Source organism: Pseudomonas viridiflava, assembly GCF_003702045.1.
Classification (GTDB): Bacteria; Pseudomonadota; Gammaproteobacteria; order Pseudomonadales; family Pseudomonadaceae; genus Aquipseudomonas; species Aquipseudomonas viridiflava_C.
In genome coordinates this window covers 1-15283 of sequence record NZ_RBTP01000054.1, presented here as the reverse complement: position 1 = coordinate 15283, position 15283 = coordinate 1, and the positions used below count along the sequence as shown (strand labels likewise).

Sequence of the window (15283 nt, the reverse complement as noted above, 5' to 3'; positions counted from 1 at the left end):
CCATGCGCTTCTGTGGAAAGGTCTGATCGCACACCGAAACCGGAACTCATGAACCCGATCCCCACTGCCATCCAGTTGCACAAGGCCTCCAGAACCCTCTCGCTTAAATATGCGTCGGGTGAGGAATACCATCTGCCTGCCGAGCTGCTGCGGGTGCATTCTCCGTCAGCTGAAGTTCAGGGCCACGGCAACCCGATTCTGCAATACGGCAAACTGAATGTAGGCCTGACGAACGTCGAGCCCGCCGGTCAGTACGCGCTGAAACTCACCTTCGACGACGGTCACGACAGCGGCCTGTTCACCTGGCAATACCTCCACGAACTGGCCGTGCGCCAGGATGCATTGTGGGCGGATTATCTTCAGGAACTGGAAAAAGCGGGCAAGTCCCGCGACCCTTCCGAACACGTCGTCAAACTCATGCTCTGACCTGCAACCCCCGCCCCAGCCGCTCTGGCACGCCACTTGCCGTTTTAGGACGCGCTTTCTAATCCAATTTGTTTCAATGTTCCGCGCAGCGGCTTATGACTGACGCCGCTTGCGATTTTTTGAAATCTCGCGTAACCAATGGCATTGGCAATTTCCTCCGCATCCAAACGATGCGCAGACGCGGTATGCAAGGAGTGGTTACACGAAGCGCAGCCGTTCAGATGCCTTCGCGGTAGCCTGCGTGAAAATCGGGAATTGGCTGCCAAGCCATCTTAGGTCACACGAGCAGTAGTACCGGCTATTCGCCTGTGTCACTGGTTCACAGGGAAGTAGTTGCGGTACTCGTCTCAGGACAACGGAGCGTCGTAGATGAGTAGCACGAAAGACGATGACCTGCAGCGCCAGGCCTCTGAACACACCTTGAATCTCAATCCGGTGGTGGGCTTGCGTCGCAAGGACTTGCTGAGCACCGCGCGCATGGTGCTACGCCAGGCCATCAAACAACCGGTCCACAGCCTCAAGCATGTCGCGCACCTGGGTGTCGAACTCAAGAATGTGGTGTTCGGCAAATCCGCCATGCAGCCCTCACCGGACGACCGACGCTTTGCCGATCCGGCGTGGAGTCAAAACCCACTGTACCGCCGGTATTTGCAGACCTATCTGGCATGGCGCAAGGAATTGCATGACTGGATAGGCAACAGCAGTCTCACCCCGCAAGACATCAGCCGCGCTCACTTTGTGATCAACCTGATGACCGAAGCCATGTCGCCGACCAACTCAGCCGCCAACCCCGCGGCCGTGAAGCGTTTCTTTGAAACCGGTGGCAAAAGTTTGCTGGATGGCCTGTCACACCTCGCCAAAGACCTGGTGCATAACGGCGGCATGCCGAGCCAGGTGAACATGGACGCGTTCGAGGTCGGCAAGAATCTGGGCACGACCGAAGGCGCTGTCGTGTTTCGCAATGACGTACTGGAGCTGATCCAGTACAAGCCGATCACTGAACAGGTTCACGAAAAGCCGCTGCTGGTGATTCCGCCGCAGATCAACAAGTTTTACGTGTTCGACCTGAGCCCGGAAAAGAGCCTGGCGCGCTTCTGCCTGCGCAGCAACGTGCAGACGTTCATCATCAGTTGGCGCAACCCGACGAAAGCGCAGCGCGAGTGGGGCCTTTCAACGTATATCGAGGCGCTCAAGGAAGCGGTAGACGTGGTGCTGGCGATCACCGGCAGCAAGGACCTCACCGTGCTGGGTGCCTGCTCCGGCGGTATTACCTGCACCGCACTGCTGGGCCATTACGCGGCCCTTGGCGAGCAGAAGATCAACGCCATGACCTTGCTGGTCAGCGTGCTGGACACCACCCTTGATAACGATGTCGCCCTCTTCGTCGATGAGCAGACGTTGGAAAACGCCAAGCGCCACTCGTATCAGGCGGGCGTGCTGGAAGGTCGGGACATGGCCAAGGTGTTTGCCTGGATGCGGCCCAACGACCTGATCTGGAACTACTGGGTTAATAATTATCTGCTCGGCAACGAGCCGCCGGTCTTCGACATCCTGTTCTGGAACAACGACACCACGCGTCTGCCAGCGGCTTTTCATGGCGACCTGATCGAGATGTTCAAGAACAACCCGCTGACCCGCCCTCACGCGCTGGAAGTCTGCGGCACGCCCATCGATCTGAAACAGGTGACCACCGATGTGTTCTGCCTGGCGGGCACCAACGACCACATCACGCCGTGGCCTTCCTGCTACAAGTCAGCCCGCCTGTTCGGTGGCAAGACCGAGTTCGTGCTGTCCAGCAGCGGGCATATCCAGAGCATTCTAAACCCGCCGGGCAACCCCAAGTCGCGGTACATGACCAACGCCGAGTTGCCGGCCACGCCAGACGAGTGGCAGGAAAACGGCACCAAGCACACCGATTCGTGGTGGCTGCACTGGCAGGCCTGGCAGACTGAGCGCTCAGGCAAGCTCAAGAAAGCGCCCACCACACTGGGCAATAAAACATTCCCGGCAGGCGAAGCGGCACCCGGCACCTACGTTCACGAACGCTAGACTCAAGGAAGAAGGCGCGCGGCCGTTCACTAAGGAAGTGATCGGCAGCGCTCGTTAGGCGAATGACAGACGTACGATCTGGTCGAATCGCAGGACAGCTTTCCCAGCGGTTTAACCAACAGGGCTTTGCGCATGCCTCAACCGTTTGTATTTCGCTCCATTGACCTGGACGGCCACACCATTCGCACCGCCGTGCGACCTGGCAAGAGCCATTTGACGCCGCTGCTGATCTTCAACGGCATCGGTGCAAACCTTGAGCTGGTGTTTCCGTTCGTCGACGCGCTGGACCCGGATCTGGAAGTCATCGCATTCGATGTGCCGGGCGTCGGAGGCTCATCGACGCCCAGCCGTCCTTACCGCTTTCCGGGGCTGGCGAAGCTGGCCGCACGCATGCTCGACTACCTGGATTATGGGCAGGTGAACGCGATCGGCGTGTCATGGGGCGGCGCGCTGGCGCAGCAGTTCGCCCACGATTACCCGGAACGCTGCAAAAAGCTGGTACTGGCGGCCACGGCTGCGGGCATGGCGATGGTGCCCGGCAAGCCGCGAGTGCTGTGGCTCATGGCAAGCCCGCGGCGGTACATCCAGCCGTCACACGTGATCCGTATCGCACCGGAGATCTATGGCGGCGCCTTTCGGCGTGATCCGCACCTGGCAGCCAGTCATGCGGCGAAGGTCCGCTCGTCCGGCAAACTGGGCTACTACTGGCAACTGTTCGCGGGCATGGGCTGGACCAGCATCCATTGGCTGCACAAGATTCATCAACCCACCCTGGTACTGGCCGGCGACGACGATCCGCTGATTCCGCTGGTCAATATGCGTCTGCTGGCTTGGCGTATCCCCAATGCCCAGCTACACATAATCGATGACGGACATTTGTTTCTGATCACACGAGCCGAAGCTGTGGCGCCCATCATCATGGGTTTTCTGCAACAGGAACGACAACGCGCAGTCATGCACCCGCAACCCACACCCCCCAGAGCGCGCTGAATCGGTCCGTCACGGTCGAAGGCACTGGAACGCTTCGAGAACAAAAAGACGCTTCACCCACTGCGCCAGAGACAGGAGTGTCGAACCGCGCAGAACGACGCAGGCCGCCGGGATTTGGCCTGCGCCAGTCCCCAAGGTTGATGGCTTGACGAAGGAGTGTTGCCCTCATGCAAGAAAAACCAACGAAGGTTGCCGAAATGACTCCGGCCACCTTCATCAACGTGCAGAGCGCCGTGACAGGCCTGCGCGGGCGCGATCTGTTTTCTACGTTGCGCAGCGTCGCCACCCAAGGCTTGCGACACCCGTTAAGAAGCGCTCGCCACGCACTGGCGCTGGGCGGCCAGGTAGGCCGGGTGATGTTGCTGGGCGATACGCCCTATCCGCCCAACCCGCGCGACAGCCGTTTCGCCGACCCGACCTGGAGCCTCAACCCGCTGTACCGTCGTGGGTTGCAGATTTATCTGAGCTGGCAGCACCAGGTCAAACGCTGGATCGATGATTGCGAGCTGTCCAAGGATGATCGGGCGCGGGCGCACTTCCTGTTCAATCTGCTCAACGACGCCCTAGCGCCCACCAACACGCTGCTCAACCCTCTGGCGGTCAAGGAGTTGTTCAATTCGGGCGGCGCCAGCCTGATCAAAGGCCTGAGTCACATGGCCGACGACCTGTTGCACAACAACGGCCTGCCTAGCCAGACCACCCGGGACGCGTTCGAAATCGGCCGCACGGTGGCCGTCACGCCCGGCGCAGTGGTGTTTCGCAACGAGATGCTGGAGTTGATCCAGTACAAACCGATGAGCGAAAAACAGTTCAGCCGACCGCTGCTGATCGTCCCGCCGCAGATCAACAAGTACTACATTTTTGACCTGAGCCCTACGAACAGCTTCGTGCAATACGCCCTCAAGAACGGCCTGCAGACCTTCGTCATCAGCTGGCGCAACCCGGACGTGCGGCACCGGGAATGGGGCCTGTCCAGCTATGTGGAAGCGACCGAAGAAGCCATGAACGTTTGCCGGGCGATCACGGGCGCACGGGAGGTCAACATGGTCGGGGCCTGTGCGGGCGGCCTGACCATCGCAGCGCTGCTGGGCCATTTGCAGGCCAAGCGCCAGATCCGCAGAGTGGCCAGCGCCACCTACATGGTCAGTCTGCTGGACAGCCAGATCGAAAGCCCGGCCACATTATTCATCGACGAAGAGGCACTGGAAGCGGCCAAGCGGCGCTCGTATCAGCGGGGTGTGCTGGACGGCAGCGACATGAGTCGGGTGTTCGCCTGGATGCGCCCCAACGACCTGATCTGGAGTTACTGGGTCAACAACTACCTGTTGGGCAAGGCACCGCCGCCCTTCGACATTTTGTACTGGAACAACGACACCACACGCCTGCCTGCCGCGTTGCACGGCGACCTGCTGGACTTCTTCAAGCACAACCCGCTCAGCCATCCGGGCGGGCTGGAAGTGTGCGGCACGCCCATCGACTTGCAGAAGGTTACGGTGGACAGCTTCAGCATTGCCGGGATCAACGATCACATCACGCCCTGGGATTCGGTCTACCGCTCGACCCTGCTGCTGGGCGGCGATCGGCGCTTCATCCTGTCTAACAGCGGCCATGTTCAGAGCATCCTCAACCCGCCGGGCAACCCGAAAGCCAACTACGTCGAGAACGAAAAGCTCAGTAGCGATCCCCGCGCCTGGTATTACGACGCGCAGAAACATGACGGTAGCTGGTGGCCAGCCTGGCTGACCTGGATTCAGGAGCACTCAGGGGCCGAGCATGAAACCCGTATGGGGCTGGGCAACGCAAAGTACCCACCGATGGAAGCCGCGCCAGGCACTTACGTGCACGTGCGCTGATGGCATGGCCTCAGGGGGCGAGCCACTCTGGTGCGCCCCTTGCCCACGCTTAAACCGCATCTCCCCTTTGGACTTTCGAACAAGAAGACCGGATGAAGACCCGCGACCGTATCCTCGAATGTGCGCTGACGCTGTTCAACCAGCAGGGCGAACCCAACGTTTCCACCCTTGAAATCGCCAATGAGATGGGCATCAGCCCTGGCAACCTGTACTACCACTTTCATGGCAAGGAGCCGTTGATTCTAGGGCTGTTCGAGCGCTTCCAGGTCGAACTCGCGCCCCTGCTGGACCCGCCTGCCGACGCAAGACTGGGGGCAGAGGATTACTGGATGTTCCTGCACCTGATCGTCGAGCGACTGTCGCACTACCGCTTTCTGTTTCAGGACCTATCCAACCTCGCCGGACGCCTGCCCAAGCTCGCACGCGGGATACGCAACCTGCTCAACTCACTCAAACGCACCCTCGCCTCGCTGTTGGCCCGCCTGAAATCCCAAGGACAACTGGTCAGCGAAACCCAGGCGCTGGGGCAATTGCTGGAACAGATCACCCTGACCCTGCTGTTCTCGCTGGACTACCAGCGGATTCTTGGACGAGAAGGCGACGTGCGAGTGGTGGTTTACCAGATCATGATGCTCGTCACCCCGCACCTGCTGCCCACCTCGAGGCAGGCGGCAGAGCAGATGGCGATGGAGTATCTGGGGCGGTGAGAAGCGAAGTCAGGAACAGCCTTTATCCGAAAAGTACATAAAGGCATAGCTATATTCCCCGCCCAATAAAAAGCCCGACCTGCTGCGCAGGCCGGGCCTTGGCGTTCCGGTCTTCTTACGAAGGCTGGTTGGCGGGTGGAGGCGTTGGCGCGGCAGCCGGTTTCGGGCTGTCTGCCGTGGCCGAAGCGGCGGGCTTGGGCGCGGCGGCTTTTTTGGCGGCCGGCTTTCTCGGCGCAGCCGGTTTGGCGGCTGGCTTGGCAGCATCCTTGGCCTTGCTGGCCGTTTTGGACGCAGCTTTCTCAGCAGCATCAAGAGGCTTGGCAGCTGCCTTTCTGGCCGCAGGTTTAGCCCCGGCTGCCTTGTCCACAGCCTTGTCTGCCGTTTTGGCGACGGTCTTGGCTGCAGTTTTAAGCGGTTTGGCCGTGGTCTTGGGAGCAGGCTTGGCAGCAGCGGTAGCGCGTGAAGCAACCGGACGGGCTTTGGCACCGGTCAACTGCTCGATCTGCTGAGTCAGTTGGTCGACCTTGCTGTGCAGGGCCTGGACTTCGCTACGGCTTGGCACGCCCAAACGCGAAATGGCGCTGTTCAGGCGTTTGTCGAAAGCCCCCTCCAGCTCACTCCATTTGCCCAGCGCCATGTCTTTCACATCACCGACGCGGGACTTGGCCGCTTTGGTGGTGTCCTTGACCTCGTCGATCTGTTTCTGGGCTTCGGCCTTGGTCTGTTTCTCGGCCTTCTCGCCGTCCTGGACCAACGTCTCGAAAAGCTTACTGCCGTCATTGCTTATCTTGGAGTAAGCGCCTAAACCAGCCAGCCAGATTTGGCGAGAGTACTTCTCAACCTCGCCCATCCAGGAGCTGCCTTCTTTTTCTACCTTTTTCTTGCCAGCCATCCTGCTCTCCTTATTGTCCAGGCTCAGAACGTTCGAGTCGTTTAGGCTCAGAGCGTTCGAGCTTTTTAGGCCCGACACGTTCAAGCAATGCCGTCAGCTCATCGAGCTTAGCAGAGAGCGTGTCAACATCATGTTTAGACGGGATACCGATCCGGTTCAAGGCCTTTGCAACGCGGCGATCGAAAGCGCTCTCGATTCGGTCAAGCTGAGCCTCGACGCGGCCTTTGGCATCTGACACTTCACCTTTGATCGAGTCTATTTCGCTGTTCGCGGCTTCAAGCTTCTCATCCAGGGTTTTCTTGGCTTCTTTCTCTGCCTGCTCGCCCGTTTTGATCAGCTCTTTGACGTATTGCGTGCCTTCCTCGTTGACTTTGGCATAAGCACCCAGGCCTGCCAGCCAGATTTTCCGCGCGTACGATTTGACGTCGGAAAACGTGGAAGCCTGCTCGTCTTCGATTTTTCTTTTGGTGTTCGCTCTGGCCATGGTGCACCTCATGCTCGAAAGTTGAAGGAACCGCCCGATTGGGGCATGAGCTCAAAGCTACGGAGAAAAATTAGAATGCTCACCCTAGGGTCAACGTAAACAAGACGCCATTTGACACCCTGCCGCCTTCGGCAGACGGAGGAGCGGGCGTTCAGGCAGAAAGACAATCAGGCAGCCAGTGCCTTGTCCAGCACACGTTCGACTTCGGACTTGATCGACCCGCTCATGGTCGACAGGATGAAGTTCAGGTCGATATTGATACGAATCAGTTCGTCCTCGACCTCAACCTTGCCCTTGGCGCCCTTGCCTTCCAGCCTGACGGTATCGCCCACCCACTCATGGGCCAGGCCATATTTGTCGGCGAGTTTCTCTACCAACTGCTCCGCCTTCTCGCGCGCCTGTTCCCGGCCGAGTGAATGAGGGCGTTCAACAGTTATCTTCGCCATGAGAAAGCTCCTTGATCGTCGGATGAAATGCGGCGCAACTATATACACCCGCCTGCATCCAAGAAAGCGTTGGCAGTGAGCCTTGTCAAGACAAAGCCAGCCTTGACGATTAGAATGGCCCGCAATCTATTCCGGTGAAGCGATATGAACGATCAGCGCAAAGGCAGCGATGCCGAACCTACGACTCACTTCGGTTACAAAAATGTACCGGAAAGCCAGAAGGCAGAAAAAGTCGCTGAGGTATTCCACTCGGTAGCGGCCAAGTACGACCTGATGAATGACCTGCTGTCCGGCGGCATGCATCGGCTGTGGAAACGTTTTGCCATCGAACTCTCCGGCGTTCGCACCGGCAACCGCGTGCTCGACATCGCGGGTGGCACGGGCGATCTGACCCGCAAGTTCTCAAGCCTTGTCGGCCCGACCGGCCATGTGGTGCTGGCCGACATCAACGCCTCAATGCTTAAAGTCGGCCGCGACCGCCTGCTGGACCTGGGCGTTGCGGGCAATGTGGAATTCGTCCAGGCCGACGCTGAAAAGCTGCCGTTCCCGGACAACCACTTCGATTGCGTGACCATCGCTTTCGGTTTGCGCAACGTGACGCATAAGGAAGACGCCTTGCGTTCCATGCTGCGCGTGCTCAAGCCCGGCGGTCGCCTGCTGGTGCTGGAGTTCTCCAAGCCGACCAACAAGCTGATGTCCAAGGCCTACGACGCTTACTCCTTCGCGTTCATGCCGTTCATGGGCAAGCTGGTCACCAACGACTCGGAAAGCTACCGTTACCTGGCTGAATCGATCCGCATGCACCCCAATCAGGAAACCCTGAAGTCGATGATGGTAGAAGCCGGTTTTGACCGCGTGACCTATCACAACATGACCTCGGGCATCGTCGCCCTGCACCGCGGCATCAAACCGTAATGCTGCTTCGGGGGCTGCTCGCCAGCGTCGAGCACGGCATAAACCGCGTATTGCGCCTGGACAGCACGGCCATGCCGCGTCTGGCCCGGCTGTCCGGCCATGTCATCAAGATTGATTGCCGCGATCCGTCCCTGAAGATATTCATTCTGCCTAGCGACGAAGGCCTGCTGCTCGCGCCGGAGTGGGCTGCCGATGCCGATTGCACCCTGCGTGCGCCTGCTTCGAGCCTGTTGCGTCTGGCCCTGAGCAAAGACAAAACCGCCGTGCTGCATGGCCCGGACGTCGAGCTGGATGGCGACAGCGGCGTGCTGCTCGAACTGGTTGGCATCCTCCAGGACCTTGAACTGGACTGGGAACACGAACTGTCCCGCTGGCTCGGGCCTGTGGCCAGTCAGCTGTTCAGCGGCCATTTGCGCGGCCGGGCGCGCTGGACGCGTGATAGTGTGGCCAGCCTGAGCCAGAACGCAGCCGATTTCTTCAGCGAAGAGTCGCGCACTCTGGTCGGCAAACATGAAGCCGAAGCCCGCTTTGCCGAACTCGACCAGATCAAGCTCGATCTGGAACGCCTTGAGGCGCGTTTTGCGCGCCTTGCCCGATCCCTCAATTCCAGCGATAACGCATGAAGCTGCTTGCCGTCCGCCGTCTGTTTCGCATTCAACGTGTCGTTATTCGCTACCGCCTCGATGACCTGTTGTTCGCCCTGCCCCTGCCCTGGTGGATGCTGGCAGTGCGTTTCGTGCTGCCGTGGCGCTGGCTGCCGCGCAGCAAGTCGGAGCTGAGCCGCGGCGCGCGCTTTCGTCTGGCGCTACAGGATTTGGGGCCGATCTTCATCAAGTTCGGGCAACTGCTCTCGACCCGGCGCGACCTGCTGCCCGAGGACATCGCCGACGAACTGATGCTGCTGCAAGACCGCGTACCGCCGTTCGACCAGAATCTGGCCATCAAGCTGATCGAAGAACAGCTCGGTGCCAGGATTTGTGATGTGTTCAGCCGCTTCGATGAAACACCACTGGCGTCGGCTTCCGTCGCTCAGGTGCATGCCGCTCGTCTCAAGACCGGTGAAGAAGTAGTGGTCAAGGTGGTACGTCCCGGCCTGAAACCGATCATTAGCCAGGACCTCGCCTGGCTGTTCATCCTGGCCCGCACCGCCGAGCGCGTGTCGGCCGATGCGCGCCTGCTGCACCCGGTGCAGGTGGTGCTGGACTACGAAAAAACGATCTACGACGAACTGGACCTGCTGCGCGAAGCGGCCAACTCCAGTCAGTTGCGCCGCAACTTCGAAGGCTCCGAGCTGCTGTATGTCCCCCAGGTCTACTGGGACTGGTGCCGCCCGAAAGTGCTGGTCATGGAGCGCATCTACGGCGTTCAGGTGACAGACCTGGCGACGCTGGCCGATCAGCGTACCGACATGAAGCTGCTCGCCGAGCGCGGGGTGGAAATCTTCTTCACGCAGATCTTCCGCGACAGCTTTTTCCACGCCGACATGCACCCAGGCAACATCTTCATCAGCACTGTCAGCCCGTGGAGCCCGCAGTACATTGCTATCGACTGCGGTATCGTCGGTAGCCTGACGCCTGAGGATCAGGACTACCTGGCCCGCAACCTGTTCGCTTTCTTCAAGCGTGATTACCGGCGTGTGGCGCAGTTGCACATCGACTCCGGCTGGGTACCGGCCGAAACCAAGCTCAATGAATTCGAAGCCGCCATTCGCACCGTTTGCGAGCCTATTTTCGAAAAGCCGCTCAAGGACATCTCGTTCGGCCAGGTGCTCATGCGCCTGTTCCAGACCGCGCGCCGCTTCAACATGGAAGTCCAGCCGCAACTGGTCCTGCTGCAAAAAACGCTGCTCAACATCGAAGGTCTGGGTCGCCAGCTGTACCCCGAACTCGACCTGTGGAGCACCGCGCAACCCTATCTGGAACGCTGGATGCGCGAGCGCGTCAGCCCCAAGACGCTGGTGAGCAATCTGCAATCGCAAGTCGAGCAACTGCCGCACATCGCCAACATGACCCGCGACCTGCTCGAACGCCTGTCTCGTCCGCACGCCTCCGACCCGCCCAACCCGTGGCGCGACAACAAGGACGGCTGGGCCTTGCGGCTGATCGGCTCGGCCCTGTTGGCCGGCGGTGTCATACAAGGCTGGGTCATCAGCGAGGCCGGCACGCAGCTGCCGACGCTGGCGGCCTGGCCTGCGGCGATCATGCTGTTTGCAGGCCTGTATCTGATCGTTCGCCGATAGCCAGCGACGCATGGCGCTGGCACACTGTTCAACCCGCCGGGTCTTTAATCCGGCTGCCGGAGTAGATATGAAAGACTGGCTGGACGAGATTCACTGGAACAGCGACGGTCTGGTGCCTGCCATTGCGCAGGACCACAAGACCGGCCGCGTACTGATGATGGCCTGGATGAACCGCGAGGCCCTGAGCCTGACCGCATCCGAGAATCGTGCAATCTATTGGTCGCGTTCACGTGGCAAACTCTGGCGCAAAGGTGAAGAATCGGGTCATGTGCAAAAGCTGCATGAACTGCGCCTGGACTGTGATGCCGACGTCATCATCCTGATGGTCGAGCAGATCGGCGGGATCGCGTGCCACACCGGCCGCGAAAGTTGCTTCTACCGAGTGTATGAAAACTCAGTCTGGAAGACCGTCGACCCGGTCTTGAAAGATCCTGACGCTATTTACCACGCAGGCCACTGAACATGACTGATACGCTGTCCCGCCTGGCCGAAGTGCTGGAATCACGCAAGGATGCCGCTGCCGACAGTTCCTATGTCGCCAGCCTGTATCACAAGGGTTTGAACAAGATTCTGGAAAAACTCGGCGAGGAATCGGTTGAAACCATCATTGCCGCCAAGGACGCCGCCGTCAGCGGTGATTGCAGCGATGTGATTTATGAAACGGCTGACCTGTGGTTCCACAGCATGGTAATGCTCGCGGCGCTGGGTCAGCATCCACAAGCCGTGCTCGATGAACTGGATCGCCGGTTCGGGCTGTCCGGTCATGCGGAAAAAGCTGCACGCACAGCGGATTGATCGCCTACCCCCCTTTCGAGCTTGAAGAATCTTCTACGAGGACTGTTTCATGGGTATTTTTGACTGGAAACACTGGATCGTCATCCTGATCGTCGTGGTACTGGTTTTCGGTACCAAGAAACTCAAAGGTCTGGGCACTGATGTCGGCGAATCCATCAAGGGCTTTCGCAAGGCGATGAGCGATGAGGATAAGCCTGCTGACCCCGCCGCAGCGCAGCCTCAGACCCAACAGGCGCACACCGCGCCTCAGGGATCGCCTCTGAACCAGCCGCACACCATCGACGCGCAAGCGCATAAAGTCGAAGAGCCGACCCGCAAAGACCAGGTTTAAGACCATGTTCGGTATCAGCTTCTCTGAATTGCTGCTGATCGGCCTCGTGGCCCTGCTGGTGCTGGGCCCCGAGCGACTGCCCGGCGCCGCACGCACCGCAGGCCTTTGGATTGGCCGATTGAAGCGAAGCTTCAACGCGATCAAACAGGAAGTTGAACGTGAAATCGGTGCCGACGAGATTCGCCGGCAACTGCATAACGAGCACATTCTTTCGCTGGAAGACGAAGCGCGCAAAATGTTCGCTCAAACGCAGCATCCTGAAGTGGCCTACGAGCCCGTGACTCCGCCAGGAGCCCCACAGGACTCAACTGCCCAGGCAACATCGACCGGCGAAATCGGCCCCGCAGAGCCTGCAACCAAGGCACCGCTGACGCTTGAGAAAACCGCGAAACCTGCTGCCACACCGGCGCCGGACGCAACGCCCTCTCCCGCCCACGATTCGTCATTGCCACCGCGAGCCCCATGAGCGCAGATAACCCGGAAAACGATCAGCAAATGCCGCTGATCTCGCACCTCACCGAGTTGCGTACACGCCTGTTGCGCTGCGTCGCCGCAGTGTTTCTGATTTTTGCCGGTCTGTTCTACTTCACGCAGAAGATCTACACGCTGGTGTCCGCGCCGCTGCGTGTCTATCTGCCGGAAGGCGCAACGATGATCGCCACCGATGTGGCCTCGCCGTTCATTACGCCGTTCAAGCTGACCATGATGGTGGCGCTGTTCCTGTCCATGCCAGTCATCCTGCATCAGATCTGGGGGTTCATTGCGCCAGGTCTGTACAAGCATGAAAAGCGCGTCGCGATTCCGTTGCTGGTGTCGAGCATCATCCTGTTCTACGCAGGCATGGCGTTCGCCTACTTCCTGGTCTTCCCGCTGATCTTCCACTTCTTCGCCAGCGTGACTCCGGAAGGCGTGTCGATGATGACCGACATCGCCAGTTACCTCGACTTCGTGATGACGCTGTTCTTCGCCTTCGGCGTAGCGTTCGAAATTCCGGTAGCCGTGGTGCTGCTGGTCTGGATCGGTATTGTCGATGTGAAGTACCTGAAGAAGGTCCGCCCGTATGTGATCATCGGCTGCTTCGTGGTCGGCATGATCCTGACGCCGCCGGACATCTTCTCGCAGACCTTGCTGGCCGTGCCGATGTGGCTGCTGTTCGAACTGGGCGTGCTGTGCAGTGGACTGATCAAGAAGCGTGGCGAACACCCGGACGATCAGGAAGAAGAAGCTGACAAGCAAGACCAGCCGCCCGCGACCCAGCCGTGAACCTGCTGCTTCTCGAAGAGACCGACTTTATTGCGGCCGACCGGGTGATACTGCGTGACCGCCGCCTCAAGCACATGCAAGAGGTGCACCGCGCAGAGATCGGCGACAGCCTGCGGGTCGGTCGCGTCAACGGCCTGCTTGGCACCGCCGAGGTGTTGCGTCTTGAGGCTCACGAAGCAGAATTGCGCGTCTCGCTAAACACCGAGCCCCCCGCCAAACTGCCCCTGACCCTGCTACTGGCGCTGCCGCGTCCGAAAATGCTGCGCCGGGTCTTCCAGACCGTTGCGACGATGGGTGTGCCAACAGTCATCCTGCTTAACAGCTATCGGGTGGAGAAAAGCTTCTGGCAAACACCCTTCCTTGAACCGGATGCGATTCGCGAGCAACTGATCCTTGGACTTGAGCAGGCACGTGACAGCGTGCTGCCTGAAATCATCATCGAAAAGCGTTTCAAGCCCTTCGTCCAAGACCGCTTGCCGCAGTTGGCGCTCAATACGCTGGGGCTCGTGGGCCATCCAGGCCCCTATCCCGCCTGCCCGCGCGCCGTCGATGAACCGGTCACGCTCGCCATCGGCCCGGAAGGCGGCTGGATTCCCTATGAGGTCGACCTGCTAGGCCTATCCGGCCTGCAACCGGTCCAACTGGGCGACCGCATCCTGCGGGTTGAAACCGCCGTCACTGCGCTGCTTGCTCGTCTGTTCTGAGTCTTCTGATTCAAGTCGTTTGTGTCCACTCAATCGCTTCAGTTAAGTCAACGCTGGCCGATAGGGATGGATACGCACAAGAATCAGAAGTCGAGGAGTGGTCATGTATCGCGGGTTAACTCAAAGTCTCGCTAACGCGAGTGTCAGCTTGAAATTGGCGATCGGCTTCGGCCTCGTGCTGTTGATGACCCTGATGATCTCAACCACAGCGTGGTTCAGCACACATGCGCTGATCGATCGAGGGGATCGCGTCACGGCGATTGCCGAAATCAACGAGTTGACTCTGCAGTTGCGCATCAACCGTATGCGCTATGAAGCGTTGTTCAACGCAGAAACGGCCACCGATGTCAGGGCTACGCTCGATCAGCTCGATGCTGCCCTTCAGAGCGCCAGAGACCTGCTCCGCTCCCCGGAAAACATTACGTTGCTCGACGGGCAAATCCAGGCGGCGCGCGAGTACCGTCAGTCGTTCGGCGACATGACCAAGGCCATTGAGATCCGCGAGTCCAGCCGCAGCCAGATGGGCGACAACGCCGACAAGGCCGTCGACCAGGCCAATAAGATCGAAGCCGAGCTGCTCAAGCAAGACAACATCCTGGCCTTTAACGGCATCGTGGGTGTCAGCAAGCAGATCCAGCAGGCCCGCTTTCAGGTACGCGGCTACACCTACAGCGGCAAGCCGGAATTCGAAAAGAACGCGAACCAGGCCATTGATGAAGCTGTCACGGGCATCAACACCCTTGCAGGCGACATTTCCTCTGAATTCACCCCTTTATTGCAGCAGGCTATCGCGGGCCTGAAAGGCTATCGCGCAGCTGTAGGTGTGTACCGTGACTCCCAGGCCGCCAGCAAGGCTGCACTGGAGAAGATGACTGCCCTTGGCGTAAAAATGCTGGCTACCAGCAGCGAAATGATCGATAGACAGAATAAAAGCCGCGATGCCGAAAGCGACCATGCCGTCATGATGATTGCGGTAGCGACCGCCCTGGCGCTGATGTTCAGCATTCTGGCCGCCTGGATCATCACGCGCCAGATCACCACGCCGTTGCAGGAAACCCTGGAAGTGGTGGAACGCGTCGCCGCTGGCGATCTGAGTCGTAACCTGAACGTGAACCGCAAGGACGAACTGGGCAAGCTGCAAAGCACTATCCAGCGCATGACCATCAGCCTGCGCGAGCTGGTCGGCGGC

Annotated in this window: 18 protein-coding genes; 15 read left to right on the top strand and 3 right to left on the bottom strand. The window is 59.5% G+C overall.

Annotation, left to right across the window (positions count from 1 at the left end):
* Positions 1-48 precede the first annotated feature (48 nt).
* The 5 genes from ALP40_RS16700 to ALP40_RS16680 all read left to right on the top strand — a co-directional run bounded on the left by ALP40_RS16700 (position 49) and on the right by ALP40_RS16680 (position 6025).
* Positions 49-426 carry a gamma-butyrobetaine hydroxylase-like domain-containing protein gene (locus ALP40_RS16700; RefSeq protein WP_122209335.1) on the top strand — a complete coding sequence of 126 codons (378 nt, stop codon included), beginning with the start codon at positions 49-51 and terminating at the stop codon, positions 424-426.
* 369 nt (positions 427-795) lie between these two features.
* On the top strand, positions 796-2475 hold the full coding sequence (gene phaC, locus ALP40_RS16695) for a class II poly(R)-hydroxyalkanoic acid synthase (protein ID WP_122209334.1): 1680 nt from the start codon (positions 796-798) through the stop codon (positions 2473-2475).
* 132 nt (positions 2476-2607) lie between these two features.
* On the top strand, positions 2608-3465 hold the full coding sequence (gene phaZ / locus ALP40_RS16690; protein WP_122209333.1) for a poly(3-hydroxyalkanoate) depolymerase: 858 nt from the start codon (positions 2608-2610) through the stop codon (positions 3463-3465).
* Between the two features lie 167 nt (positions 3466-3632).
* The gene (phaC, locus tag ALP40_RS16685; RefSeq protein ID WP_122209332.1) at positions 3633-5318 is read left to right on the top strand and encodes a class II poly(R)-hydroxyalkanoic acid synthase; all 1686 of its coding nucleotides are present in this window, start codon (positions 3633-3635) and stop codon (positions 5316-5318) included.
* Between the two features lie 92 nt (positions 5319-5410).
* Complete coding sequence (locus tag ALP40_RS16680; protein WP_122209331.1) at positions 5411-6025, top strand: TetR/AcrR family transcriptional regulator; 615 nt, start codon at positions 5411-5413, stop codon at positions 6023-6025.
* Positions 6026-6140: 115 nt separating this feature from the next.
* On the opposite strand, the gene ALP40_RS16675 is transcribed toward ALP40_RS16680, so the two are convergent.
* The 3 genes from ALP40_RS16675 to ALP40_RS16665 all read right to left on the bottom strand — a co-directional run bounded on the left by ALP40_RS16675 (position 6141) and on the right by ALP40_RS16665 (position 7847).
* On the bottom strand, positions 6141-6917 hold the full coding sequence (locus ALP40_RS16675; RefSeq protein ID WP_122209330.1) for a phasin family protein: 777 nt from the start codon (positions 6915-6917) through the stop codon (positions 6141-6143).
* A gap of 10 nt (positions 6918-6927) precedes the next feature.
* A complete protein-coding gene (locus tag ALP40_RS16670) occupies positions 6928-7401 on the bottom strand; it encodes a phasin family protein (RefSeq protein WP_122209329.1) in 474 nt (157 codons plus the stop codon).
* Positions 7402-7568: 167 nt separating this feature from the next.
* Positions 7569-7847: a polyhydroxyalkanoic acid system family protein gene (locus ALP40_RS16665; protein WP_122209328.1), complete on the bottom strand. Its 279-nt coding sequence runs from the start codon at positions 7845-7847 to the stop codon at positions 7569-7571.
* Positions 7848-7991: 144 nt separating this feature from the next.
* Here ALP40_RS16665 and ubiE point away from each other — a divergent pair, with 144 nt between their 5' ends.
* The 10 genes from ubiE to ALP40_RS16615 form a co-directional block, all read left to right on the top strand.
* Positions 7992-8762 (top strand): bifunctional demethylmenaquinone methyltransferase/2-methoxy-6-polyprenyl-1,4-benzoquinol methylase UbiE, encoded by a 771-nt coding sequence (ubiE, locus tag ALP40_RS16660; RefSeq protein ID WP_004882686.1) that lies wholly within the window; start codon positions 7992-7994, stop codon positions 8760-8762.
* Entirely contained in the window at positions 8762-9385 is a 624-nt protein-coding gene (locus ALP40_RS16655) for an SCP2 domain-containing protein (RefSeq protein ID WP_122209327.1), read from the top strand. Before ubiE ends, ALP40_RS16655 begins: the two co-directional genes overlap by 1 nt.
* Positions 9382-11001: a ubiquinone biosynthesis regulatory protein kinase UbiB gene (ubiB, locus tag ALP40_RS16650; RefSeq protein ID WP_122209326.1), complete on the top strand. Its 1620-nt coding sequence runs from the start codon at positions 9382-9384 to the stop codon at positions 10999-11001. Before ALP40_RS16655 ends, ubiB begins: the two co-directional genes overlap by 4 nt.
* 67 nt (positions 11002-11068) lie before the next feature.
* Entirely contained in the window at positions 11069-11461 is a 393-nt protein-coding gene (gene hisI, locus ALP40_RS16645; protein WP_122209325.1) for a phosphoribosyl-AMP cyclohydrolase, read from the top strand.
* Between the two features lie 2 nt (positions 11462-11463).
* Positions 11464-11796, top strand: a complete 333-nt coding sequence (locus tag ALP40_RS16640; protein ID WP_004882690.1) for a phosphoribosyl-ATP diphosphatase — start codon at positions 11464-11466, stop codon at positions 11794-11796.
* A gap of 49 nt (positions 11797-11845) precedes the next feature.
* Positions 11846-12127: a twin-arginine translocase TatA/TatE family subunit gene (locus tag ALP40_RS16635; RefSeq protein ID WP_122209324.1), complete on the top strand. Its 282-nt coding sequence runs from the start codon at positions 11846-11848 to the stop codon at positions 12125-12127.
* Between the two features lie 4 nt (positions 12128-12131).
* Entirely contained in the window at positions 12132-12593 is a 462-nt protein-coding gene (gene tatB / locus ALP40_RS16630) for a Sec-independent protein translocase protein TatB (RefSeq protein ID WP_122209323.1), read from the top strand.
* Entirely contained in the window at positions 12590-13390 is an 801-nt protein-coding gene (gene tatC, locus ALP40_RS16625; protein WP_122209322.1) for a twin-arginine translocase subunit TatC, read from the top strand. The genes tatB and tatC overlap by 4 nt, the downstream gene beginning before the upstream one ends.
* Positions 13387-14094 carry a 16S rRNA (uracil(1498)-N(3))-methyltransferase gene (locus ALP40_RS16620; protein WP_122209321.1) on the top strand — a complete coding sequence of 236 codons (708 nt, stop codon included), beginning with the start codon at positions 13387-13389 and terminating at the stop codon, positions 14092-14094. The genes tatC and ALP40_RS16620 overlap by 4 nt, the downstream gene beginning before the upstream one ends.
* Positions 14095-14197: 103 nt before the next feature.
* Positions 14198-15283 (top strand): methyl-accepting chemotaxis protein (locus ALP40_RS16615; RefSeq protein ID WP_122209320.1); only part of this gene is annotated, 1086 nt, incomplete at its 3' end.